This is a genomic window from Actinoplanes sp. NPDC048967, assembly GCF_040649415.1.
Lineage (GTDB): Bacteria > Actinomycetota > Actinomycetes > Mycobacteriales > Micromonosporaceae > Actinoplanes.
Window position 1 is genome coordinate 884,099 of the sequence record NZ_JBEZFL010000001.1, and the last position, 22,299, is coordinate 906,397.

24 protein-coding genes are annotated in these 22,299 nt (G+C 72.8%); 9 read left to right on the forward strand and 15 right to left on the reverse strand.

The annotated features are described in order from the left end of the window. Positions 1-14: 14 nt before the first annotated feature. The gene (locus tag AB0C12_RS04160; RefSeq protein WP_360543951.1) at positions 15-884 is read left to right on the forward strand and encodes a PAC2 family protein; all 870 of its coding nucleotides are present in this window, start codon (positions 15-17) and stop codon (positions 882-884) included. A 212-nt stretch (positions 885-1,096) separates the two neighbouring features. Here the strand turns inward: AB0C12_RS04160 and AB0C12_RS04165 are convergent, their stop codons facing one another. From AB0C12_RS04165 to AB0C12_RS04175, 3 genes are all read right to left on the reverse strand, one after another. Further along, a complete protein-coding gene (locus AB0C12_RS04165) occupies positions 1,097-1,948 on the reverse strand; it encodes a helix-turn-helix transcriptional regulator (RefSeq protein WP_360543953.1) in 852 nt (283 codons plus the stop codon). A 303-nt stretch (positions 1,949-2,251) separates the two neighbouring features. Continuing rightward, the gene (locus AB0C12_RS04170) at positions 2,252-3,571 is read right to left on the reverse strand and encodes an FtsX-like permease family protein (protein WP_360543955.1); all 1,320 of its coding nucleotides are present in this window, start codon (positions 3,569-3,571) and stop codon (positions 2,252-2,254) included. Beyond that, positions 3,568-4,323 (reverse strand): ABC transporter ATP-binding protein, encoded by a 756-nt coding sequence (locus tag AB0C12_RS04175; protein ID WP_360543957.1) that lies wholly within the window; start codon positions 4,321-4,323, stop codon positions 3,568-3,570. The genes AB0C12_RS04170 and AB0C12_RS04175 overlap by 4 nt, the downstream gene beginning before the upstream one ends. Positions 4,324-4,455: 132 nt before the next feature. Between AB0C12_RS04175 and AB0C12_RS04180 the strand changes: the two genes are divergently transcribed. Further along, the gene (locus AB0C12_RS04180; RefSeq protein ID WP_360543959.1) at positions 4,456-5,457 is read left to right on the forward strand and encodes a TetR/AcrR family transcriptional regulator C-terminal domain-containing protein; all 1,002 of its coding nucleotides are present in this window, start codon (positions 4,456-4,458) and stop codon (positions 5,455-5,457) included. A 13-nt stretch (positions 5,458-5,470) separates the two neighbouring features. On the opposite strand, the gene AB0C12_RS04185 is transcribed toward AB0C12_RS04180, so the two are convergent. Further along, positions 5,471-5,818, reverse strand: coding sequence for a hypothetical protein (locus tag AB0C12_RS04185; protein ID WP_360543961.1), 348 nt, complete (start codon positions 5,816-5,818; stop codon positions 5,471-5,473). Between the two features lie 10 nt (positions 5,819-5,828). Next, positions 5,829-6,632: a class I SAM-dependent methyltransferase gene (locus AB0C12_RS04190; protein ID WP_360543963.1), complete on the reverse strand. Its 804-nt coding sequence runs from the start codon at positions 6,630-6,632 to the stop codon at positions 5,829-5,831. Positions 6,633-6,747: 115 nt separating this feature from the next. Between AB0C12_RS04190 and AB0C12_RS04195 the strand changes: the two genes are divergently transcribed. Then, positions 6,748-7,539 carry a GntR family transcriptional regulator gene (locus AB0C12_RS04195; RefSeq protein WP_360543965.1) on the forward strand — a complete coding sequence of 264 codons (792 nt, stop codon included), beginning with the start codon at positions 6,748-6,750 and terminating at the stop codon, positions 7,537-7,539. Here the strand turns inward: AB0C12_RS04195 and AB0C12_RS04200 are convergent. Further along, on the reverse strand, positions 7,526-8,032 hold the full coding sequence (locus tag AB0C12_RS04200) for a MarR family winged helix-turn-helix transcriptional regulator (RefSeq protein WP_360543967.1): 507 nt from the start codon (positions 8,030-8,032) through the stop codon (positions 7,526-7,528). The genes AB0C12_RS04195 and AB0C12_RS04200 overlap by 14 nt on opposite strands. 122 nt (positions 8,033-8,154) lie before the next feature. On the opposite strand from AB0C12_RS04200, the gene AB0C12_RS04205 reads away from it, so the two are divergent. After that, positions 8,155-9,222, forward strand: coding sequence for an alkene reductase (locus AB0C12_RS04205; protein WP_360543969.1), 1,068 nt, complete (start codon positions 8,155-8,157; stop codon positions 9,220-9,222). A 39-nt stretch (positions 9,223-9,261) separates the two neighbouring features. Here AB0C12_RS04205 and AB0C12_RS04210 read toward each other — a convergent pair whose 3' ends face one another. Next, on the reverse strand, positions 9,262-10,512 hold the full coding sequence (locus AB0C12_RS04210; protein ID WP_360543971.1) for a hypothetical protein: 1,251 nt from the start codon (positions 10,510-10,512) through the stop codon (positions 9,262-9,264). A gap of 161 nt (positions 10,513-10,673) precedes the next feature. Here AB0C12_RS04210 and AB0C12_RS04215 point away from each other — a divergent pair, with 161 nt between their 5' ends. Then, complete coding sequence (locus AB0C12_RS04215; RefSeq protein ID WP_360543973.1) at positions 10,674-11,816, forward strand: sensor histidine kinase; 1,143 nt, start codon at positions 10,674-10,676, stop codon at positions 11,814-11,816. Beyond that, on the forward strand, positions 11,813-12,469 hold the full coding sequence (locus tag AB0C12_RS04220) for a response regulator transcription factor (protein WP_360543975.1): 657 nt from the start codon (positions 11,813-11,815) through the stop codon (positions 12,467-12,469). Before AB0C12_RS04215 ends, AB0C12_RS04220 begins: the two co-directional genes overlap by 4 nt. 4 nt (positions 12,470-12,473) lie before the next feature. On the opposite strand, the gene AB0C12_RS04225 is transcribed toward AB0C12_RS04220, so the two are convergent. Continuing rightward, complete coding sequence (locus AB0C12_RS04225; protein ID WP_360543977.1) at positions 12,474-13,235, reverse strand: class I SAM-dependent methyltransferase; 762 nt, start codon at positions 13,233-13,235, stop codon at positions 12,474-12,476. A gap of 67 nt (positions 13,236-13,302) precedes the next feature. Between AB0C12_RS04225 and AB0C12_RS04230 the strand changes: the two genes are divergently transcribed. Next, complete coding sequence (locus AB0C12_RS04230; protein WP_360544928.1) at positions 13,303-15,051, forward strand: MOSC and FAD-binding oxidoreductase domain-containing protein; 1,749 nt, start codon at positions 13,303-13,305, stop codon at positions 15,049-15,051. Here the strand turns inward: AB0C12_RS04230 and AB0C12_RS04235 are convergent. From AB0C12_RS04235 to AB0C12_RS04260, 6 genes are all read right to left on the reverse strand, one after another. Further along, positions 15,048-15,419, reverse strand: a complete 372-nt coding sequence (locus AB0C12_RS04235; RefSeq protein ID WP_360543978.1) for a hypothetical protein — start codon at positions 15,417-15,419, stop codon at positions 15,048-15,050. The two genes, AB0C12_RS04230 and AB0C12_RS04235, sit on opposite strands and share 4 nt — an antisense overlap. 60 nt (positions 15,420-15,479) lie before the next feature. Continuing rightward, positions 15,480-16,718: a cysteine--1-D-myo-inosityl 2-amino-2-deoxy-alpha-D-glucopyranoside ligase gene (gene mshC / locus AB0C12_RS04240; protein ID WP_360543980.1), complete on the reverse strand. Its 1,239-nt coding sequence runs from the start codon at positions 16,716-16,718 to the stop codon at positions 15,480-15,482. A gap of 55 nt (positions 16,719-16,773) precedes the next feature. Further along, a complete protein-coding gene (locus tag AB0C12_RS04245; RefSeq protein ID WP_360544930.1) occupies positions 16,774-17,568 on the reverse strand; it encodes an SCO1664 family protein in 795 nt (264 codons plus the stop codon). Positions 17,569-17,585: 17 nt separating this feature from the next. After that, positions 17,586-18,185 (reverse strand): DUF3090 domain-containing protein, encoded by a 600-nt coding sequence (locus AB0C12_RS04250; protein WP_360543981.1) that lies wholly within the window; start codon positions 18,183-18,185, stop codon positions 17,586-17,588. 109 nt (positions 18,186-18,294) lie between these two features. Then, the gene (locus tag AB0C12_RS04255; RefSeq protein WP_360543983.1) at positions 18,295-18,984 is read right to left on the reverse strand and encodes a histidine phosphatase family protein; all 690 of its coding nucleotides are present in this window, start codon (positions 18,982-18,984) and stop codon (positions 18,295-18,297) included. A gap of 2 nt (positions 18,985-18,986) precedes the next feature. Further along, positions 18,987-20,039, reverse strand: coding sequence for an LLM class F420-dependent oxidoreductase (locus AB0C12_RS04260; RefSeq protein ID WP_360543985.1), 1,053 nt, complete (start codon positions 20,037-20,039; stop codon positions 18,987-18,989). A 166-nt stretch (positions 20,040-20,205) separates the two neighbouring features. Here AB0C12_RS04260 and AB0C12_RS04265 point away from each other — a divergent pair, with 166 nt between their 5' ends. After that, the gene (locus AB0C12_RS04265; RefSeq protein ID WP_212994108.1) at positions 20,206-21,222 is read left to right on the forward strand and encodes an aldo/keto reductase; all 1,017 of its coding nucleotides are present in this window, start codon (positions 20,206-20,208) and stop codon (positions 21,220-21,222) included. Between the two features lie 5 nt (positions 21,223-21,227). Further along, positions 21,228-21,419: a DUF5703 family protein gene (locus tag AB0C12_RS04270; RefSeq protein ID WP_360543987.1), complete on the forward strand. Its 192-nt coding sequence runs from the start codon at positions 21,228-21,230 to the stop codon at positions 21,417-21,419. Positions 21,420-21,625: 206 nt separating this feature from the next. Here the strand turns inward: AB0C12_RS04270 and AB0C12_RS04275 are convergent, their stop codons facing one another. Beyond that, on the reverse strand, positions 21,626-22,291 hold the full coding sequence (locus AB0C12_RS04275) for a hypothetical protein (protein WP_360543989.1): 666 nt from the start codon (positions 22,289-22,291) through the stop codon (positions 21,626-21,628). Between the last annotated feature and the right edge of the window lie 8 nt (positions 22,292-22,299).

Below are 22,299 nucleotides of genomic sequence, written 5' to 3' on the forward strand. Positions count from 1 at the left end.
GAAAGGTTGGCACCGTGACAGAGTTCGACGGTCTACCCCTGCTGCGCTCCCCCGTGGCGATCGCCGCCTTCGAAGGGTGGAACGACGCGGCCGACGCGTCGACGGCTGCGGTGGAGCACCTCGAGCAGGTCTGGCAGGCCCGCGAGATCACCACCATCGACCCGGAGGAGTTCTACGACTTCCAGGTCAGCAGGCCGACGATCACCATGACCGAGGGTGAGACGCGCAAGATCGACTGGCCGACCACCCGGTTCAGCGTGGCCAGCCCGCCCGGCACCGAGCGTGACGTGGTGCTGATCCGCGGCATCGAGCCCAGCATGCGCTGGCGCACCTTCTGCGAGCAGATCCTGGAGGTCTGCCACAGCCTCGAGGTGAACCGCATCGTGCTGCTGGGTGCCCTGCTGGCGGACGTGCCGTACACCCGGCCCCTGCCGATCAGCGGCTCGGCGACGGAGAAGGAGGTCGCGGAGAAGTACAAGGTCGTCCCGACCCGCTACGACGGCCCGACCGGCATCGTCGGCGTGCTGCAGGAGGCGGCCGACCGCGCGGACGTGGACGCCCTGTCGTTCTGGGTGCACGTGCCGCACTACGCGAACAACCCGCCGTGTCCGAAGGCGACGCTCGCCCTGCTGAGCCGGCTCGAGGACGTGCTGGACCTGCCGGTGCCACTGGCCGACCTGGCGGAGGAGGCCGACGAGTGGGAGAAGCGCGTCCGGGCCGCCGCCGAGCAGGACACCGAGCTCGGTGACTACGTCCGCGAGCTGGAGGAACGCGTCGGCGACGAGGGCATCAAGCCGCTGACCGGCGACGAGATCGCCACCGAGTTCGAGAAGTACCTGCGCCGCCGGGGCGGCTCGGCCGGCCCGACCGCCGGCTCCTGGTAGACGTCGCCCACCCGCACGGCCCCCAGGGCGGGTTCGTGCGGGTGGCCGGCCTCGCACTCATCGTTGCGGCCGGGCGGACTCCCCGGTCTGGACTCCCGCGATGACGGCCGTCCACTGATCGCGGCTGAGGACCAGGCTGTCCGCCGGATACGGCGAATTGCGCCGGCCGCCGCGATCACCGGTCGCGCACACGCGGGACCTCTCATCCCCGGTCATGGCCGGCGGATCATCGACGCCCGCAGTGCCATGGCTTCTGTGCGCAGGAGCAGTAATGACTGTTCTTCGCTGTAACAACGCGGCCAGACATTGTCGAAGTCGCTCCGGTAGGAGCTGACAATTGCGGAATCCTGCACGATCCGGTCGGTGGTGCCGGTCTCGCGGTAAAGGACGGCGTCGTCCGCGTCGCCGTGCAGTTCCAGCACGGTGAATGCGCCCAGCATGCCGAGCTTCGCGCCTGCGGACGTTCCGACGATCCGCAGGTGGACATGGGGACGCTGGGCGGCGATCACGACGGCGTCGAGCTGGTCGGCCAGCACCTCGGGGCCGCCTACCACGCGCTTGAGGACGCTCTCGTCCACCATGACCGAATACGTCGGTGCATCGGTTGACCCGGTCATCTGCCTCGCCCTCATCATGCGGACGTCGAGGCGGACTCTGCGAGCCTGCTCGGACAGCGACTCGTCGACCGAGCCGAGCAGATGGCCGGCCATCGCCGGGGTCTGCAGCACGCCGGGGAAGAGGAACGGCTGATATGCCCGGACCGCCGTTGCCTCCCGCTCGTACTGCAGCAGTTCCACCAGACCGGGCGTCAAGTGGGTGCGAAACTGTGCGGGCATCGACCAGCGCTGCCGGCGTGAGACCGCCGCCGCATCGGTCAGCTGCTCGATCAGCACCGGGTCGCGCACACCGTAGATGGTCAGGAGCGCACGCAGATCGGTGAGGGAAACCGCGACGTCGCCGCTCTCGATGCGCCGGACCTTCGACACCGACCAGCCGAGCTGGTCGGCGACACTCGTCTGACGCATGCCGATAGCCAGTCGAGCGTCACGCAGCGCCAGACGCACCCGTCGCCGGGCGACAGTGGGCGGCTCAGGCCTTACGGTTTCCATGCCATCCCGCCTTGTCGCCACCCAAACGCCTGACGCTTGAGAGAAATTTGTCTGCGCACGGTCTTCGCATCGGCAAGACAATAGTCACGGCGCAGCCAGAATGTACTGCAAGTTGCATGCGATCCCTACAACGAACCCACCCGTGGGATCGTCACCGGCCGACGCGGCGCGAGCATTGCTGTCCCCCGGAAGAATGAAACCGTCACGACAGGAGAACGGCCTCCGCCCATGGGCGGAGGCCGTTCGGGAAACTGACGCTCAGGACCTGATCGATGCGACGGCCGGGCCCCGGAGGGTACGGCGGGTCGTGCCGAGCAGCGACAGCCCGGTCAACGCGACCGCCACCGCCACGATGACCACGTACGCGACCGGCGTCGCGTCCGGCCACACCCGGTCGGCCCGGGCCGCGCCGAACGGCAGGATCGTGAACAGTGACGCCGCCGAGCCCGACAGCACCCCGGTCGCCGTCACCAGCAGGCCCTCCAGCCCGACCATGGCCAGCAGCTGACCCCGCGTGGAGCCGGCCAGTCGTTGCTGGGCGAACTCGCGGCGCCGGTGCGTGGTCGCGGCGATCAGGGTGTTGACCAGCATGACCGCCACGAACACCGTGATCATGCCGACCACGACGTAGTTCAGGGTCTGGATGTCCCGGGCGTACGCGGGCTGGATCGTGCCCGCCGCCGCGTCGTCCTCGATGCCCTGCATGTAGACCGTGCCGGTGGCGATACCGGTGAACAGGGCCACCGGCATCACCGCGCCGGCGAGCCGGCGGGTGCGCTGCCGTACCCCCAGGACCGCCAGCTCTCCCGCCGCACCGCCGGCCAGCCTCACCGGGCCCGCCAGCACCGCCGTGACCAGGCGCAGCAGTTCCGGCGCGAACAGGGTCAAGCCGATCGACGCCCAGATGCCGGCCTGGCCGGCCGTCTGCATCGCGTCGATGCCCTTGCCATCCATCAGGGTCGCGGTGAGCACCGAGCAGTTCGTGGCGATCAGCAGGAACACCACCCCGGCGATGCGGCGGGCGCGGGGGCGCTCGGGGCGGGCGCCGGCCGGTCCGGCCGTCCGCCGGACCGTCGCCACCGCCGCGACGACCGAGCCCAGCAGCGTGACGCCGAAGCCCACGCCCAGCGCGACCGGCCCGAACGCGTAGCCGACCGCGGTGGCGACCTGGCCGGTGTCCTGCATCAGGGTGAGCAGCAGCCGGCCCAGAACCAGAGCGACCGGTACGGCCACCGCCGACGCCAGCACCGCCACCGCGGCGGCCTCGCCGACGATCATCCGGCCCACTTGCGGACCGGTGGCGCCGAGCCGGCGCAGCAGAGCAGTCTGCTCCGCGCGGCGGCGCACCGCGAGGCTGAGCGTCGAGGTGACCGCGAAGATCACGATGATCAGGCACCAGCCGCCCGCCACCATCGCGGTCGTGGACAGGGACTCGGCACTCACCGGGTCGGCGTCCGCGGCCGTGTCGAGCATGGCCGCGAAGGTCATCAGCAGGGTGGCACCGAGGAAGGCCGACAGGAACGTGGCCACGAAATTGCCCGGGCGGTGCCGCAGGCCACGCAGGGCGACGGCGATCATGCGACGGCCTCCGCACCGGCGCCGACCAGATCCCCGAGGTGGGCCAGGCGTTCCGCGACGGCCTCGGCGGTGGGCGCGCTCAGCGAGCCGGCCAGCCGGCCGTCGGCCAGGAAGAGCACCGAGTCCGCGTACGCGGCCGCGACGGGATCGTGGGTGACCATCACGACGGTACGGCCGTGCTCGTGCACCGCCGCCCGCAGCAGGGTCAGCACCTCGCGGGCACTGCGCAGGTCCAACGCGCCGGTCGGCTCGTCGGCGAAGATCACAGCCGGTTCCCCGATCAGCGCCCGGGCGATCGCCACCCGCTGCCGCTGTCCACCGGAGAGCCGCTCGGGCAGGTCGTCACGGCGGTCCAGCGGGCCGAGGCGGTCCAGCACCGCACGGGCCCGGGCATGGTCGGCGCGGCGGCCGGCCAGCCGGGACGGCAGCAGCACGTTCTGCTCGACGGTCAGCGCGGGCAGCAGGTTGTAGTCCTGGAACACGAAACCGACCCGGGTACGCCGGAACCTGGTCATCGCGGTGTCCTTGCCGGCCGCCAACTCGGTGCCGGCCAGGAACACCCGGCCGGCGGTGGGACGGTCCAGACCCGCCGCGCACTGCAGCAGGGTGCTCTTGCCGGAACCGGACGGGCCCATCACCGCGGTGAACGTGCCCGCGCCGAAGGAGGCCGTCACACCGTCGAGCGCGGTGACGGCGGTGCCGGTGTCGTCATAGGTCTTGTACAGCGTCTCGAGGCGTACGGCGTCGGTCATCACGGGCCTCCCTGTGGGCGTCTTGGTACACCGTACGAGCGCACTATCATGGCCTCAAGTGGTGCTAGCACCCGTATTCATCGGCGCTCACTAGTGCACTAAGGTGGAGCGCACTAGTGCAGAGGAGGGGTGATGGGCGCCGTACCGCCGTACCGCCGGATCGCCGCCGGGATCGCCGCCCGGATCGCCGCCGGTGAGCTCGCGCCCGGCGACCGGGTCCCGTCCACCCGGCAGCTGATCGCCGATCACGGCATCGCCATGGCGACCGCCACCAAGGTCATCGCGACCCTGCGCGAGCAGGGCCTGGTCCAGCCCCGGCCCGGCGTCGGCACAGTCGTCGCCACCCCGGCCCACCCTCAGCCGAGCCTCCCGCCGCCGAGCCAGGGAGGGCCGGGCCAGGCAGGGCCGGGCCAGGCAGGGCCGGGCCGGGCAGGGCCGAAGCCGACGCAGTCGGACCGGGCCGGGACCGCCGGGCCGCCGGATCGCGAGCGGGTGGTGCGCACCGCCGTCGCCATCGCCGACGCGGAGGGCCTCGGCGTGCTCTCCATGCGCCGCCTCGCCGGTGAGCTGGGCATGCCGACGATGTCGCTCTACCGGCACGTGTCCGGCAAGGAGGAGCTGCTGCTGTTCATGATGGACACGGTCTTCGCCGCCGACGCCCTGCCCGAGCTCTCCCCCGGCACCCACGGCTGGCGCACCTGCGTCGAGGCACTGGCCCGGCTGCAGTGGTCGATGTACCGGCGCCACCCCTGGCTGGCCCAGGCGGTCTCGTTCACCCGGCCGCTGCTCGCCCCGCGCGCGATGGCCCACACGGAGTGGACGATGCGTGCCCTCGACGGGCACGGCCTCGCCCCCGATGTGCTCTTCCTGGCGGCGGTCACGGTGGCGAACTACATCCGCGGCACCGCCGTCAACATCGAGGAGGAGGCCCAGGCCGAGCAGGAGACCGGGCTGACCGACGCGCAGTGGCTGGACACCCAGCAACACCGGCTCGGCGACATTCTCGGCAGCGGCCGCTATCCCCTGATGCACCGGGCCGTGACGGACCCGGCGCTCGAGTTCGACGTCGACCGGCTGATGGAGTTCGGCCTGCAACGCCTCCTGGACGGACTCACACCCGTCCTGGAGAGCTGATGCCGGCCGGGGATTAACGCCAGAAGGTGGCGACCGCGGCGTTGATCAGCGTCAGGGCGATGATGCCGATGAAGTGCCCGCGGTTGACCTCGGTGCGCTTGCGCGGCACGAAGACCATGATGAAGATCAGGATCGCGAGGACCAGCTTCACGGCCAGCTTCGCCGGGGCGGGCTCGTCGTCGCCGCCACCGCGCAGCGGCGCCGACAGCGCCAGGCCGGTGAGGACCTGGATGATCGAACCCCACAGCATCGCCGGGTTGATGCGCAGCTTCGCCGAGACGAACTGGGCGATCGCCCCGCCGAGCAGCAGCGCGAAACCGATCAGGTGCGCATAGCGCAGAATCAACCGCAGAGCCTCCACGGGGGACAGCTTAGGGGGCGGCCCGGCGGGCGATGGTCAGCAGGTGGCTGCTCGCGCCGAACAGGCTCGGCTCGTCCTCGACCCGGCGCAGCATGTCCAGCATGATGCCGGTCAGCCGCTCGTCGGCCAGGAACTCCGTCAGCCGCGGACCGGTCATCCACACCGGGCCCTCGACCGCCACCGTGCGCGTCCCGGTGAGCCCGGCCTCGGACGCCTCGGCGGCCGGCTCCTCGGGCCGGTGGAAGTACGCGCTGGTGAACCACCGCGACTGCCCGCCCTCGTTGCGGTGCACGCCGTCGTCCAGCGCCCCCCGCACGATCGACACGAACTCGGGCTCGGCGTAGTAGCCCTTGACCACGCCGTCGAACAGCGACGCGAAACGGCTGATCACGGCGCCGACGACCACCCCGCCCGGGCGCACGACGCGGGCCGCCTCGCGCCAGGCCGCAATCCGGTCCGCGCGCCGGGGCAGGTGGTAGAGCGGGCCGAAGAGCAGCACCGCGTCGGCGCCGGCGTCGGGCTCGGGCAGCGCCCGTGCGTCACCCAGGACAGCGGACACTCCGGGCAGAGCATCCGCGGCGGCCACGTGGTCCGGGACCGGATCAATCACCCGTACGGTGTGACCGGCCTCGGCCAGCGGGCGCGCGTAGACCCCGGTGGCCCCGCCGACGTCGACGATCCGGGCCGGCGCGGGTGGCAGCACCCTGCTCAACACGTCCCAGGTGCGCAGGAACTCCAGGCGGCCGGTGCCGGCGGTCAGGCGCAGCCGCTCGCCGCCGCGTTCGTAGTACTCGAGGATCTCGGGGCTCAGCATGCTGACCATGCTCGATGCCCGCGCCGCCGGGGTCGATCGAGTTTTCCGCGTGTCGCTGTCCCGTGGCACACGCTGCGTGAGTCATCCTAGGAACCTAGGGTCTGGAGGTACCGCCATGACGATCAATCCCGGCGCCGCCGAGTTCCCGCACCGGCAGATCGCCGCCCAGCTGCGGGAACGCATCCGCCGCGGTGACTGGGCGCCCGGTGAGCGGCTCCCCTCGATCCCCGCCATGGCCGAGATGTTCGGCGTGGCCAAGCAGACCGTGCAACGCACCGTCGACCAGCTGCGCGTCGAAGGCATCCTGATCACCAAGCCGGGCTCCGGCACATACGTGCGCGGGACCCGGCGCCGGCTCAACCGGCTCTCCCGCGGCCGTTACGGAGCCCACCGCGGCTACCACGCCGACCTGGCGGCCCGCTACCGCCAGCAGCTGGCCGGCGTCGGCCGCGAGGCCGCGCCGCCCGAGGTGGCGGACGCGTTCGGGGTCCGCGACGGTACGGAGATGCTGGTCCGGCGGCATCTCGTCCGCGCCGACGACGCCACCGTCGAGGTCGGCGCGTCATGGTTCCGGGTGACCGACGCGACCGGGACGTCACTGGAACGGGCCGAGGCGTTCGGCCGGCCGCTCTACCAGGAGGCCGAGGAGGCGATCGGGCGGCGCTACGCGTCGGCGACCGACACCATCAGCGCCCGGCAGCCCAGCCGCGAGGAGGCGGAGATCCTGCAGATCCGCCCGGACACCCCGGTGCTGCACCTGCTGCACGTGGCGTTCGACGAGACCCGCAAGCCGATCGAGGTGGCCCAGGCGACCTGGCCGGGGCCGATGACCACGCTCACCGAGGAATACCGCATCCCGGCGCCGGTACCCGAGCCGGATCCGGACCCGGGCCTCACTCTCGCGTGACGCTGCGCCTGGCCGCCGCCGGACCGGCGCGGCTGCCGGGCACGGTCTCCAGCACGTTGCGCTCCAGCCGCAACAGCGTGTCCAGCGCCACCTGCTGCTCGGCCGGCGACAGGCCGGCCACGGTGAGCTCCTCCAGCTGCGTCCACATGCGCTCGACCTGCGTCCGCAGGGACTCCCCGGCCGCGGTGACCTCGACCAGCGTGGCCCGGCGGTCGCCCGGGTCGGGCCGGCGGCGGACGAAGCCGGCCTGCTCCAGGCGGTGCACGACGCGCGTGGTGCCGGCCGAGTCCATGCCGAGCTCGGCACCGAGGTCGGTCTGCCGCTGCGGACCGGCGTCCCAGAGCACCATCAGCATCAGCTCCTGACTGGCGTGCAGGCCCGCCTCGCGCAGCAGCCGGCCGGCCAGCTGCGAGTGGATGCGGGCCAGCCGGAAGATGGTGTGGCTGATCGGCCCGCCCGCGGCGGCACTCGGGGCCCCCGATCGCTCATCCATGCAGCTCAGCGTAGACCGGCGGAGCTGTGTCCCTGATCACCCGTCGGCCCGGCAATAAACGCGGCGGCGCCGCGTTTACCTGTCCTAGACAGCAAATTAGCTGTCCAGGACAGGAGATAGTCATGATCAGCGCATTCGACGAGGCCCCGCTCGGCCGGTACACGACGCGCAACCGGGTGGTGATGGCCCCGATGACCCGCAGCCGGGCGTACGGGCCGGGCGCGACCCCCACCGAGCTCATGGCCACGTACTACGCCCAGCGCGCGGGCGCGGGCCTGATCATCACCGAGGGCACCCAGCCCTCGCCGGTCGGACAGGGGTACATGAACACCCCCGGCCTGCACACGCCCGAGCAGGTGGCCGCGTGGCGACCGATCACCGCGGCGGTGCACGAGCGCGGCGGCCTGATCTTCGCCCAGCTCATGCACACCGGCCGGATCGGGCACCCGACCCTGCACGGCGCCACCCCCGTCGGCGCCTCCCCCGTCGCGGCGGCCGGCCAGGTCTACACCGCCGAGGGCCCGCGGGACTTCGTCGAGCCCGAGCCGCTGGATGCCGACGGCATCGCCGCGACGATCGCCGACTTCACCGCCTCGGCCCGCAATGCCATCGAGGCCGGCTTCGACGGGGTGGAGCTGCACGGCGCCAACGGCTACCTGCTGCACCAGTTCCTGTCCACCAACGCCAACCGGCGCGACGACGACTGGGGCGGCACCGTCGAGGGCCGGATCCGGCTCACGGTCGAGGTGGCCGAGGCTGTCGCGGCGGCGATCGGCGCGGACCGGCTGGGGCTGCGCGTCTCCCCCGCCAACCCGTTCAACGACATCGCCGAGGACGACCACCGCGAGACGTACCTGGCCCTCGTCGACGCGCTGGCGCCGCTGGGGCTGGCGTACCTGCACCTGGCGGAGGGGCCGGACACCGAGTTCACGCCGGTGCTGCGGGCGCGCTGGAACGGGACGCTGATCCTCAACCCGTACACCCCGGGGGCCTGGACCGGGCCCGAGGCGCTCAAGCAGATCGAGAACGGCGACGCGGACCTGATCTCGTACGGGGCGCTGTTCCTGGCCAACCCGGACCTGCCGGAGCGGCTGGCCGCCGGTGGGCCGTTCAACACCCCGGACTACGGCAAGGCGTACGGCGGCGACCACGAGGGCTACACCGACTACCCGGCGCTGAACGCCGCGTGACCGGTGCCGCCCGGCAGCCCCTCGGCTGCCGGGCGGCCCTCACGCCGCGGCGGCGACCACCGGGACCGGCTCGGCGGCGGCATCGGGCGCCCGGCGCAGATCGCGGCCGAGCAGGCCGAACGCGACGAGCAGCAGCAGCGGCCCGGTCACCCCGGCCGGACCCAGGGGCACGACGAGGAACATCACCACCCCGGCGACCGCGAGGACCGCCACCCACCACCGGGTCAGCCGGTCCACCGCCGCGCCGATCGGCACCGCCATGAGACCGAGCAGGCTCAGCACCATGCCCGGGAGCGCCCAGCCGAAGGTGAAGAACGACAGGCCGCCGAGCGCGTCGGCCACCCGGTCGGCCGGGCCCGCACCGAGCACCTGCCGCGCCGACAGATCCGCGGTGTCACCCACCATGAGGGCGCTGAAGTTGAGCAGGGCCAGCACGGTGATCCCGGCCGCGACCCGGGTGAAGCGCCGGCCGCGGGACGCCACGACCAGCATCGCCGGGACGAACAGCAGCCAGCCCAGGTGCAGCAGCAACGCGCTGACCTGGGTCTGCCCGGGCCGCGCGACGAAGTCACCGGCCGGGGCCGTGGCCAGGCCGGCGCCGAAGAACACCGGCGCGGCGTACAGGCAGGCGAAGCTCACGCGGCGGCGGGAGGCACCGAAGGAGTCCGGCTCGGCGGCCGCCGGCCGCGGCCGCAGCAACTGCCGGGCCGCCGCCGCGTACGCGCCGATCAGCACCACCGGGCCGAGCAGATTCACCGGTACGGGCGAGATGGCGAACGCGAAGTACAGCGCCGTACCCACCAGCGCGGCCGCCGCGGTCCACCAGTTGATCACCCGTGCCCGGGCGGCGGCGATCGGCACCAGCAGCAGGGACAACGCCCAGCCGACCAGCCCGGGCCACTGCCAGCCGGCCACCGTCGGCCACTGCTCCTGGAACCGGGTGTCCACCGCGGCGACCTGCGCGTCCGGCAGAGTCTGCTCCAGCGCGAGCAGGAAGAAGTCGAACGCCATCAGCGCCGAGAAGGTGGCCAGGCCGAGCACCACCGTGACCCAGCCGATCCGGGCCAGGACCGCGCCCCGGCGCCGGATCGGGGCGAGCAGGCCCAGCAGCCCGGGCACGAACAGCACCCAGGCCCAGTGCAGCAGCAGGGAATGCCACTGCGTCGCCGCCGGGTGCTGGCGGTAGACGCCGTAGCCCTGGTCGGCACCGAGAGCCGGGTCGACGGCGGTCGCCACCGCCAGCAGAATCGGCGCCGTCACCAGACTGACGGCGGCAGCTTTGCGCCACATCGTGAATCTCCTTGTCCTCACCGGTTGTCGGCGGCAGACGTTACGAACGGCGAGGGCCGGCGTCGCCCGTACCGGGAGGGACCGCGCGTCCCCCGTGAGGTGGACGGCGTATCCGCCTCGAGGCGGTCTCCGGGACGGGGCTCAGCCCGTACGGTCAGGGGGTGTTCCGGACGCTCGCCGGGCGGCTGCGGCCGCTCGATCTCGCCCTGGCCGCGGCCTTCACGGTATTCGCCCTCGTCGAGGAGTACGTCGTCCGGATGCCGGGCGCGTGGTGGCCGTACGCGCTGACCCTGTTCGCCGCTCTGGTGCTGCTGCGGCGGCTGGTGCCGGTGCTCGCGATGGCGGCCAGCAGTGTCAGCGCGAGCTCGGTGTTCTACGACGACTCGCCGGTCAGCTACCGGCTGTGGCAGCTGGTGGCGATGATCATCGCGGCGTACACGGCCGGGCAGATCTTCCCGGCGCCGGACGCGGACCGCCGGACCCGGCTGCGCGCCGCGGCCGCCGGGCTCTTCGTTCTCCTGACCGGCGTCGTCTACTGGGAGAACGACCGCACGGACCCGATGGCCGCGTTCTTCTTCAGCCTGGCGCCCTACGCGCTCGGTGTGGCGGTCGCGTGGCAGAACCGGCGGGTGGCCGACACAGCCGCGGTCCGCGCGTCGATCCGTGAACAGCAGGCCCGCGAGGCGGTCATGGAGGAACGGGTCCGGATCGCCCGCGAGCTGCACGACATGGTGGCGCACAGCGTCACCGTCATGGTCATCCAGGCCGGGGTGGTGCGGCGCCGCCTCGACGCCGGGCTCGACGTCGACCCGCAACTGCTGCGGAGTATCGAGGTGTCCGGGCGCGAGGCGGTCGGCGAGCTGCGCCGCACCCTGGGACTGCTGCGCGGCGACGCCGCCGAGACGGCACCGCCGGCCGGGCTGGACCGGCTCGACGAGCTGGTGGCCCAGGTACGCGAGGCCGGGCTGGCGGTCAGCGTGCGGCGCGGGGGCGAGACGGTGACGCTGCCGCCGGCGGTGGATCTGTCCGCGTACCGGATCGTCCAGGAGGCCCTCACCAACGTGCTCAAACACGCCGGCGCCGCGAGCGCGACGGTCACGGTCGACTTCGGGACGGACGGGCTGCACCTGACGGTGGAGGACGACGGCAAGGCGGCGCACTCCCCGTCGGGCGGGGGTCAGGGGCTGATCGGGATGCGCGAGCGGGTGACGCTGTTCGGCGGCGAGCTGACGGCCGGGCCGCGCCCCGAGGGCGGCTTCTCGGTACGGGCGCGGCTGCCGGTGCCGGCGCGGGTGAGCCGATGAGCATCACCGTCGTGATCGCGGACGACCAGCGGATGCTGCGGGCCGGGCTGCGCATGGTCATCGAGACCGAGCCGGATCTGACCGTGGTGGGCGAGGCCAGCGACGGCACCGAGGCGGTCAGCGTGGTGCGGCGCCTGCGCCCGGACGTCGTGCTGATGGACATCGCGATGCCCCGCCAGGACGGGCTCAGCGCCACCCGGACCCTGCTGGCGGCACCGCACCCGCCCCGGATCATCGTGCTGACCACCTTCGACACGGACGAGAACCTGTACCGGGCGCTGCAGGCCGGGGCGAGCGGCTTCCTGCTCAAGGTGTCCTCCCCGGAGCACCTGATCACCGCGATCCGGGTGGTGGCCGGCGGTGAGGCACTGCTCGACCCGGCCGTCACCACACGGGTGATCTCGGCGTTCGCGGGGCGTCCCGGGCCGGCGCCGGCACCCGAACTGGACAAGCTGACCCCGCGCGAGGTGGACGTGTTGCGGCTGCTGGCCCGGGGGATGTCCAACGCGGAGATCTCGGCGGAGCTGGGGGTGGGCGAGGCCACGGTCAAGACCCATGTGGCGCGGGTGCTGATGAAGCTCGGGCTGCGGGACCGGGTGCGGGCGGTGGTCTACGCGTACGAGTCCGGCCTGGTCCGGGCCGGCCAAGGGTGACCGGTCACGGCGCGGTGGCGGTGGCGAGGACACGGCGCAGCGAGTCGAAGGTGTCCAGCGAACGGCGGCCCTCTTCCTGAAGCGACCGCACCGCCGGGTCGGTGCCGTCCGCCGCGACGGCCTCCTGCCACAGCGTGCGCTCGGCCTCGCGCCAGTCGCGCTGCTCGCGCACCCGCACGTCGACGAAGCCGGCCCGGGGCAGGTCGCGCCGCAGGTCGACGGCCTGGATCCGGGCGGGCACCCGCCGATCGGCCGGGTCGGCCGCCTCCCAGCAGGTCAGGGCCAGCCGGCCGCCGGACCTCAGGAGTCGCCGGAACTCGATCAGGGCGGCCGGCGGCGGTTCGGCGAACTGCACCGCGTCCACGCACATCAGCCCGTCCGCTGCGGCCGCGGGAAGGCCGGTGGCGACCAGAGTCCCGAGCCGGAACTCGGCTCGGCCGGTGGGCAGACGCCGGGTGCTCAGCGACGTCGCCTGCCTGAGCGCCTCGGCGGAGAAGTCGACTCCGATCAGGCGGCTGCCGGTGCGGTGGGCGACCTCGATGCCGTAGCCGCCGCGGCCACAGGCGATGTCGAGCAGCAGGCCGCCCTCGGACAGGCCCAGCTCCTCGGTCAGCGTGGTCACGGCCGGGCCCGGGAGGACGCCGGTGAGGTGGAGGCCCGGCGGCAGCCGCAGGGCGCGGGCGATGATGGCGTCGCGGACCGGCGAGGCGGCCATGTCGGCGTACCACTGGTCGAAGTAGGCGGCGCCCCGCTTCGCTGAGGTCATGGCGCCATTCTCGCGGTCCGTTGTTGTTCCCTGCCGGGCGGGACGGGTGGAGGATGGCGGGGTGGCGATGCTGCACTCGGTCAACGTCGGTCTGCCCAAGGACGTGCTCTGGCAGGGACGGACGGTCCACACCGGCATCTGGAAACAGCCGGTCGGCGGCGCGGCCACGGTGCGCCGGTTGAACATCGACGGCGACGGCCAGGGTGACCTCGGTGGGCACGGCGGTGAGAATCGCGCTGTCTTCGTGTACCAGCTGGAGTCGTACCGGTATTGGCAGCGGCTGCTCGGCCGCGACGACTTCGGCTACGGCCAGTTCGGCGAGAACCTCACCGTTGCCGGGCTGCCCGACGACGAGGTGTGCATCGGTGACCGCTATCGGATCGGTACGGCACTGTTCGAGGTGACCCAGCCGCGGGTCACCTGCTACCGGGTCGGGATCCGGCTGGACGACCCCCGGATGCCGGCGCTGCTCGTGCAGCACCACCGGCCGGGCTTCTACTTCCGGGTGCTGCGGGAGGGAGACATCCGGGCCGGCGACGAGATCCTCAAGGTCGCCGACGGCCCGGAACGGATGACCGTGGCCGAAGTGGACGGTCTGCTGTACCTGCCCGGCCACCCCGCCGACCGGATCGAGCGGGCGCTGCGCATTCCCGCGCTCAGCCCCGGCTGGCAGGGCTCCTTCCGGGCGATGGTGAGCCGGCCCGCGGCGACGACCGGCAACGCCGGGCTCGTCGCTGTCGCGCCGCCGCCGGCCTGGGCCGGATTCCGGCCGCTGCGGGTGACGGCGGTCGAGCCGGAGAGCAGCACGATCGCTTCGGTACGGCTGGCGGACCCGGACGGGCAGCCGGTCCCGGCCCCGCTGCCCGGACAGTTCCTGACCGTACGGCTGCGACCGGACGACGAGCAGCCGCCGGTGGTCCGCAGCTATTCACTGTCCGGGCCACCTGACGGCAGCGGCTACCGGATCAGCGTCAAGCAGGAGCCGCACGGCGTGGCCAGTGCCTATCTGCATGCCCGGGTCCACCCCGGTGACCTGATCGACGTGGCCGCGCCGCGGGGGACGTTCGTGCTGCGGCCGGCGTCGACGCCGGTGCTGCTGATCAGCGGGGGCGTGGGGGCGACACCGATGCTGGCCATGCTGTACGCGCTCGCGGCGCAGCGGTCCGAGCGGGAGGTCTGGTGGCTGCAGGCCGCCCGGGACGGCGCGGACCGGCCGTTCGCGACCGAGACGGCCGAGTTGCTCGCGGTTCTCCCCCACGCCCGGTCCCACGTCTTCTTCAGTCGTCCCCGCGCCGCGCTGGACCACCTGGGCCGCGACTACGACACCGCGGGCCGGTTGTCGCTCGACGCCCTTCGTGCGCTCGGCGTGCCGGTGGACGCCGACGCCTACCTGTGTGGCCCGGCCGGTTTCCTCACCGATGTGACCGCGGCGCTGGTGCAGGCGGGGGTGGCAGCCGACCGGGTCAGCACGGAGGTCTTCGGGGCCGGGCCGGGGATCACGCCCGGGATCAGCGCGGTGGCCACCCGGGCCCCGCACCCTCCGGCAGGCCAGGCGGGGGACGGGCCGGCGGTGTCTTTCGCGCGCAGCGGGCTGACCGTGCCCTGGGCCGAGGGGCGGGACAGCCTGCTGGAGCTCGCTGAGGCCTGCGACGTGCCGGTGCGGTGGTCGTGCCGGTCCGGGGTCTGCCACACGTGTGAGACGGGGCTGCTGGCCGGGGAGGTCGCCTACACCACCGAACCGGTCGATCCGCCGGCCGACGGGGACGTGCTGATCTGCTCCTCGCGTCCGCGCGGGCCGGTCGTGCTCGATCTCTAGGACTGTCCCAGGGCCTTCGTGCCGTTGCGGTAGGCCATCGATTGCTCATGCCCTCGCGGCGCGGGCACGGATGCCCGATCCAGCTCTGCCGCCACCCGCAGCGCATGAGCGGTGAGCGGGGCGAGGCGCTCAGGGTCGTCCGTCAAGGCGCCGATGACGTCCAGTGCCGCGACCGCCACTGCGGAACCAGGCAGCCCTGACGCGCTGACCCGCTCGCGCAACGAAGGCAGCTCGGCTCGCAGGAGCGTGAGCAGCTCCCCGGACTGCGTCATACCGCCCAGCTCACGCCACCCCAGGGCGACGCCCTGCCGCAGATCGAACACATCGGTGTGCGCAGGGCCGTAGAGACGACCGAGGAAGACGGTCACCCCCCGAGGAGACCCGTTCCGCGGTCGCCACGGAGCGGGCGAGCTTCCGCACTGTCGCGCTCAGAGGCGGATGCCGAGGAGTGCGTCGACCGTCCGGGCCATCAGTGCCGGGGCCTGCGCGTCATCGCCCGCGCCGGACACCGCGGCCTCGGACCAGGCGTCGACCAGGGCCAGGGCCGCCGGCGTGTCGAGATCGTTGTGCAGGGCCTCGCGGACCGCGGCCAGCAACCCCTCGCCCGACGGACCGGCCTGGACCGTCGCGGCCTCGCGCCAGCGGGCCAGGCGCTGCTGACCTGCCTTGAGGACGTCGTCGGTCCACTGGCGGTCGCTGCGGTAGTGCTCGGCGAGCAAGCCCACCCGGACCGCCATCGGGTCCACGCCGTCGGCGCGCAGGCGGGAGACGAAGACCAGGTTGCCCTTGGACTTCGACATCTTCTCGCCGTTCAGGCCGATCATGCCGGCGTGCACGTAGTGCCGGGCGAACGGTGCCGTGCCGGTGAGGCGTTCGGCGTGCGCGGCCGAGCATTCGTGGTGCGGGTAGAGCAGGTCGTTGCCGCCGCCCTGGACGTCGATCGTGTCGCCGAGCAGGCCGAGGGCGATGGTGGCGCACTCGATGTGCCAGCCGGGGCGGCCGGGGCCGAGGTCGCCGCCGTCCCAGGCCGGCTCGCCGTCGCGGGCACCGCGCCACAGCAACGGGTCGAGCGGGTCGCGCTTGCCGGGGCGTTCCGGGTCGCCGCCGCGCTCGGCCGAGAGCACCAGCATCTCCTCGCGGGACAGGTTGGACTCGTAGCCGAAGTGCGGGGCCGCCTCGATCGTGAAGTAGACGTCGCCGGTGCCGTCGTCCAGGCGGTAGGCCGCGCCGGAGTCGAGCAGCTCGCGCACGTGCGCCGCGATCGCCGGGATGGACTCGACCGCGCCGACGTAGTGCGCCGGCGGGATCATCCGCAGTGCTTCCATGTCCTCGCGGAACAGGGCCGTCTCGCGCATCGCCAGGACCACCCAGTCCTCACCGTCGCGGGCGGCCCGCTCCAGCAGCGGGTCGTCGATGTCGGTGACGTTCTGCACGTAACGCACGTCGAGGCCGGCGTCGCGCCAGGCCCGCTGAACCAGGTCGAAGGTGATCATCGTGGCCGCGTGACCGAGGTGGGTCGCGTCGTAGGGCGTGATGCCGCAGACGTACATCGTGGCGGCGTCGCCGGGGGTGGTGGGCTGCACCGACCGGCGGGCCGAGTCGTACAGCGCCGGCGGCGTCGCGGTCCCCGGCAGCTTCGGCACCTCGTGCCCGGTCCATGCGTCCATGGTCAGGAGCCTATCCAGCGCCACCGACAGAAATCCGCCCGGCGTGAGTAAAGCCTCAGACCGGCGGCCAGGGCACGGCCGGCCAGTCCTGCGGGGGCTTCGGAAAGCGGGCGGCGCGCAACAGCCGGCGTACGCGCAGCCGGGCGTGCTGGACCTCGGTCAGGGTCAGGTGCTCCTCGAGGGCCGCACCCAGCGCGCCGTTGAGCTGCTCGCCCAGCCTGGTCAGGACCTCGACGGAGTCGGCCGGGATCGGCTTGCCCGTCCAGCCCCACAGCACGGTGCGGAGTTTGTTCTCCACGTGGAAGCAGACGCCGTGGTCGACGCCGTGGATGCGGCCGTCCGGGGCGTACAGCACGTGGCCGCCCTTGCGGTCGGCGTTGTTGATCACCGCGTCCAGCACGGCCAGGCGGGACAGTCGCGGGTCGTCGGCGTGGGCCAGCGCGTACGCGTCGCCGTCCTCGTCGCGGGCCGAGGCGACCGCGAACCAGCCCGCGGGCACGTCGTACGCCGGGACGAAGCCGATCAGCGACTCGGCGTCCGCCGGCTCGTCGATCCAGAGCTGGCAGGCGCCGGGGCCGAGCGGCCCGTCCCGCAGGATCGTCGGCGGCACCAGCCCCCAGCCGGTGGCCTGCGAGACCAGGAACGCCGACACCTCACGTCCGGCGAGGGTGCCGTCCGGGAAGTCCCATAGCGGGCGCTCGCCCTGCACCGGCTTGTAGACGCAGCGGCGGGTCAGCCCGTCGAGGGTGATCTCGGCGCGCAGGGTGGTGTTCGAGGCGTCGACGAGCCGGCCCTCGAGCTCCATCTCGCCGCGGGCGAGCAGCTCGAGGGCGTCGTCCTCCGCGAGCACGCTGGCCGGCTCCGTCGTCACCGGTGATAGCCGTTGTGCCGGGGGCAGAGGTGGCCGGCCGGATCCAGCGGCTGGCCGCAGAGCGGGCACGGCGGGCGGCCCGCCGCGACCACGCGCCGGGCGCGGTCGATGAACGCGCGGGTCGCCTCGGGGGTCAGCCGGACGCGCAGCCGGTCGAGGTCGTCGTCGGGCTCGTCGTCCTCGTCGTCGGCGATCGGGTCGTCGTCGGAGTCCTCGTCGTCCTCGTCGAGCTCGACCTCCGCGTCGCCCTCGCCGGCCTCGATCGCCTCGATGACGACCGTGGTGGTGTCGACGTCGAAGGCGAGACCGAGCGTGCCGACGCGGAACTCCTCGTCGACCGGGGTGTCCAGCGGCTCGTTGTCGTTGATCGCGAGCACGGGGGCCTCGGGCAGGTCGACGCCGAACCGCCGGCTGGCCTCGGTGAGCAGCTCCTCCAGCTTTTCGGCGAGCAGCGACACCTGGACCTTCTCCAGCGCCACGCTGACCACCCGGCCGCCACCGCGGGCCTGGAGGAAGAATGTCCGGTCCCCCGGCTCGCCCACCGTCCCGGCGACGAACCGCTCGGGCGGCTCGAAGGCATGCACCTGGTGGGTCATGGGTTCGACCCTATCCGCCCGCGCGCGCGAGTGCTCAGCCCACCGGCGGGGTTCGCCGAGGGCGCAAAGCGCGCACACGCTGTGGTAACACGACGGTTACCGAACGTGCTCATGCTCCGCCGCCCGCGCCACCGCCCACGGCCGCGTCGGACTCCGGCAGCGCGCCCTCCGCGGGCTTCGGCGGGATCAGCGCCGAGAGATCCGCAGTGTCGTTGAGCCGCACCAGGAACGGGCGGGTCGGGGTGTAGCGGATCACGCTCACCGAGGCCGGATCGGCCACCAGGCGCTGGAACTCGTCGAGGTGCAGGCCCATCGCGTCGGCCACGATGGCCTTGATCACATCGCCGTGGCTGCACGCCAGCCACAGCGCCTCCGGGCCGTGCGTGGCGGTGACCCGGGCGTCCCAGCGGCGGATGGTCGCGACCGCGCGGGCCGACATGGCCGCCATCGCCTCGCCGTTGGGGAACACGGCCGCGCTGGGGTGCTGCTGGACGACCGGCCAGAGCGGCTCGCCGGTGAGCTCCTTGAGCGGGCGGCCCTCCCAGTCGCCGTAGCCGCACTCGATCAGGCCCTCGTCGACCTCCGGCACGACGTCCGGCAGGGCCAGCTCCAGGGTCTGCCGGCAGCGGATCAGCGGGCTGGTCACCACGGCGGCGAGCGGCAGCTTGCGCAGCCGCTCACCGACCCGCTGGGCCTGGCCCCGGCCGGCCTCGTCGAGCTCGACCGGCAGCCGGCCGGCGAGCTCACCGGTGGCGTTGGCGGTGGTCCGCCCGTGGCGGAGCAACAGAACGGTGGCCACGGCTACTCGGCCACGCCCGACGCCTCGTACGCCTCCGCGACAGTGCGCAGCGTGGCGATGCCGCTCTCCAGGTCGCCCACGTACGGGCTGATGGAGAGCGTGCCGACGCCGGCGGCGGCGTACTCCCGGATGCGTTCGGTGATCCGGGCCCGGGGCCCGACCATCGAGGTCCGGGTGATGAAGTCCTGCGGGATCGCGGCGGCCGCGTCCCGCGGCTTGCGGTCCAGGTAGAGGTCCTGGACCTCCTTGGCCGCGTCCGCGTAGCCCATCCGGACGGCGAGCTGGTTGTAGAAGTTCTGCTCGCGGCTGCCCATGCCGCCGACGTACAGCGCCGCGTACGGGCGGATCTGGTCGGCCCCGGCGGCGATGTCGTCGCCGATCACGACCGGGACGGTGGGCGCCACGTCGAAGCCGGTCAGACCGGCGCCGCCGGCGGACCGGCCGCGCTCGATGTGCTGGAGATACTCCCCCGCGGCGTCGGGCGCGAAGAAGATGGCCAGCCAGCCGTCGGCGATCTCGCCCGCCAGCTCGAGATTCTTCGGGCCCACCGCGGCCAGGTAGATCGGGATCTGCTCGCGCGGCGGGTGGAAGCCCAGCCGCAGCGCCTTGCCGGGGCCGTCGGGCAACGGCAGCGTGTAGTGCTCGCCGTCGTAGGCCACCGGCTTGCGGGCGATCGCCATTTTGACGATGTCGACGTACTCGCGGGTGCGGCCCAGCGGTTTGCCGAAGCGCACGCCGTGCCAGCCCTCGGAGACCTGCGGGCCGGAGACGCCCAGGCCCAGGCGGAACCGGCCGCCGGAAAGGGTGTCGATGGTCGCGGCGGTCATCGCGGTCATCGCCGGGCTGCGCGCCGGGATCTGCATGACCGCCGCGCCGACGTCGATCGACTGCGTCTGGCCGGCGATCCAGGCCAGCATGGTGGGCGAGTCCGAGCCGTACGCCTCCGCCGCCCAGACCACCGAGTAGCCGAGCCGGTCGGCCTCCTGGGCCATGGCGAGATGGTCGGCGGGGGTGGTCCACGAGGTCTGGTATCCGAGGCTGAGTCCGAGCCGCACGGGTCCTCCCGTTTCTTCCGCGAGAGCACCGATGCTCCGCGCTACGAAGCCTAGGCGAACACGCTCAGTGATCTTCGCGGTGTTCGGTCGTCAACCCGACGGATCGCGGCCCTATTGAGCTGCCACGAGCGTTTCGCGGCCGGGCCCGGCTGAATAAGGTTCACCCATGCAACAGCGACCGCTCGGCCGAAGCGGGCTGGCGGTCTCCCGGCTGGCCCTCGGCACCATGACGTGGGGCCGGGACACCGACCCCGACGACGCGGCCGACCAGCTGAAGCTCTACCTGGAGGCGGGCGGCACGCTGATCGACACCGCCGACGTGTACGGCGACGGCGACGCCGAGACGGTCATCGGCTCCCTGATCGACCACCTGGTGCCCCGCGACGAGGTGCTGATCGCCACCAAGGCCGGCCTCGGCGAGTACGGCTTCCGCCGCCGCGACAGCTCCCGCGGCCACCTGCTGCGCAGCCTGGACCAGTCGCTGCGCCGGCTCGGCACCGACTACGTGGACCTGTGGCAGGTGCACGGCTACGACCCGCAGACGCCGCTGGAGGAGACGCTGTCGGCGCTGGACCACGCGGTCAACAGCGGCCGGGTCCGCTACGTGGGCGTGTCCAACTTCGCCGGCTGGCAGACCGCGCGGGCCGCCGCCTGGCAGCAGGCGTTCCCGACCCGGGCCCCGATCGTCGCCACCCAGGTGGAGTATTCGCTGCTGGAACGCGGCGTCGAACGCGAGGTGCTGCCGGCCGCGGCGGCGCTGGGCATCGGGGTGCTGCCGTGGTCGCCGCTGGGCCGCGGGGTGCTGACGGGCAAGTACCGCAACGGCCGGCCGCTGGACTCGCGGGCCGCCACCGAGCACCTGGCGCCGTTCGTGCAGACGTACCTGGAGCCGCGCAGCTCGAGCATCGTCGAGGCGGTGGTGATCGCGGCCGGCGGCCTGGGCGTGTCGCCGCTGGAGGTGGCGCTGGCCTGGATCCGGGACCGGCCGGGCGTGGTCGCGCCGATCCTGGGGGCGCGAACGGCCGGGCAGTTGCAGGGCGCGCTGCAGAGCGAGGAGCTGGTGCTGCCGGGCGAGATCGCCGACGCCCTCGACGACGTGTCGGCGGTGCCGGTCGGCTACCCCGAGAGAGAGGGCCTGACCGGCCCGGGGACTGGTGACATGCCGGGCGCCGGGGCATATTAGGACGCATGGACTACGAGTACGCGCCGCTCCGGTTGCCATCGAATGTCGATCGCCTGACCGCCGCGGCGCAGCTGGCGATCCAGGCGGAATTCTCGGGGTGGGAGCTGGCCCGCGTCCAGCTCTTCCGGGACGGGACCCGGCAGGTGATGCTCCGCCGCAAGGTCCAGAGCAACCTGCAGCCCGGCCTGATGACCTAGGAGAAGCACATAGCGCAGCCGCCCGCCTCACGGAGGCGGGCGGCTGTTGCCCTGCCCGGCGACGGTTCAGACCGCGACCAGAGTCGCAGTGCGCCCGTCGTTGTCGGGGACGCCGAAACTGACTAGGCGGTCTTTGCCGTGGTCAGTTTCGGTGGCCCCGACAACGACCTCGTGGGGCGCACTGCCTGCCGAGCGGAGCGAGGCCATCAATGCTGATGGCCGGCGTGTTCGTCTTCCTCGTCTTCGGTGAACGGGTGTTCGTCGAGGCGGCCGACGAGCAGGTCGTCGGGGGCGGGGGCGAAGGGGCCGGCGCCGTCCTCGTCCTCGAAGGCTTCGAGGTCGAGGGGCTCCGCGACCTCGCTCACCGTGAGCAGGCCGTCGAGCGGCTCCAGCTCCGGGACGTCGAGCGAGGACAGCGAGCCGTCGCCGGCCTGGAGCAGCTCCAGGACCGCTTCGCCGACCGATTCGACCTCGCCGGCCTCCTCGTCGGCCGGCACCAGGTTGCGGCGGGCCGCGTCGGCCACCCGCAGCAGGGCCGAGACGCTGGGCACCCGGTAGTCGCGGCGCTGGCGCACCGAGATCACCCGGGGGTGCGGGTCGGAGCCGCTGCCGTCGAGGCCGGCGACCGTACCGAAGCGCTGGTCGGCCTCGTCCGGGTCGATCGACTCGACGTCCCACGGTGTGACCTCGCCGAACGCCTCGAGCAGCTGCTCGTCGTACGCGAAGGACGTGTTGTTGAGGTTGACGTACGCCTGCCACACATCGTCGTCATCCACCCGCCCCTGGGCGGCCTTGACTGCCGCCAGGTGGGCTTTCGCGGCCTCGACGACGCGCTCGAGAGCGGCGTCCAGATCCGCGTGCTGGTCGGTCATGGTGTGAA

What these genes read in the sequence shown, in the direction of transcription:
- AB0C12_RS04170 (WP_360543955.1), bottom strand. Translation starts at nt 3,571, where the DNA reads ATGATCGCCGTCGCCCTGCGTGGCCTGCGGCACCGCCCGGGCAATTTC.
- AB0C12_RS04175 (WP_360543957.1), bottom strand. Translation starts at nt 4,323, where the DNA reads ATGACCGACGCCGTACGCCTCGAGACGCTGTACAAGACCTATGACGAC.
- AB0C12_RS04180 (WP_360543959.1), top strand. Translation starts at nt 4,456, where the DNA reads ATGGGCGCCGTACCGCCGTACCGCCGGATCGCCGCCGGGATCGCCGCC.
- AB0C12_RS04190 (WP_360543963.1), bottom strand. Translation starts at nt 6,632, where the DNA reads ATGCTGAGCCCCGAGATCCTCGAGTACTACGAACGCGGCGGCGAGCGG.
- AB0C12_RS04195 (WP_360543965.1), top strand. Translation starts at nt 6,748, where the DNA reads ATGACGATCAATCCCGGCGCCGCCGAGTTCCCGCACCGGCAGATCGCC.
- AB0C12_RS04200 (WP_360543967.1), bottom strand. Translation starts at nt 8,032, where the DNA reads ATGGATGAGCGATCGGGGGCCCCGAGTGCCGCCGCGGGCGGGCCGATC.
- AB0C12_RS04205 (WP_360543969.1), top strand. Translation starts at nt 8,155, where the DNA reads ATGATCAGCGCATTCGACGAGGCCCCGCTCGGCCGGTACACGACGCGC.
- AB0C12_RS04210 (WP_360543971.1), bottom strand. Translation starts at nt 10,512, where the DNA reads ATGTGGCGCAAAGCTGCCGCCGTCAGTCTGGTGACGGCGCCGATTCTG.
- AB0C12_RS04220 (WP_360543975.1), top strand. Translation starts at nt 11,813, where the DNA reads ATGAGCATCACCGTCGTGATCGCGGACGACCAGCGGATGCTGCGGGCC.
- AB0C12_RS04225 (WP_360543977.1), bottom strand. Translation starts at nt 13,235, where the DNA reads ATGACCTCAGCGAAGCGGGGCGCCGCCTACTTCGACCAGTGGTACGCC.
- AB0C12_RS04230 (WP_360544928.1), top strand. Translation starts at nt 13,303, where the DNA reads ATGCTGCACTCGGTCAACGTCGGTCTGCCCAAGGACGTGCTCTGGCAG.
- mshC (WP_360543980.1), bottom strand. Translation starts at nt 16,718, where the DNA reads ATGGACGCATGGACCGGGCACGAGGTGCCGAAGCTGCCGGGGACCGCG.
- AB0C12_RS04250 (WP_360543981.1), bottom strand. Translation starts at nt 18,185, where the DNA reads ATGACCCACCAGGTGCATGCCTTCGAGCCGCCCGAGCGGTTCGTCGCC.
- AB0C12_RS04265 (WP_212994108.1), top strand. Translation starts at nt 20,206, where the DNA reads ATGCAACAGCGACCGCTCGGCCGAAGCGGGCTGGCGGTCTCCCGGCTG.
- AB0C12_RS04270 (WP_360543987.1), top strand. Translation starts at nt 21,228, where the DNA reads ATGGACTACGAGTACGCGCCGCTCCGGTTGCCATCGAATGTCGATCGC.
- AB0C12_RS04275 (WP_360543989.1), bottom strand. Translation starts at nt 22,291, where the DNA reads ATGACCGACCAGCACGCGGATCTGGACGCCGCTCTCGAGCGCGTCGTC.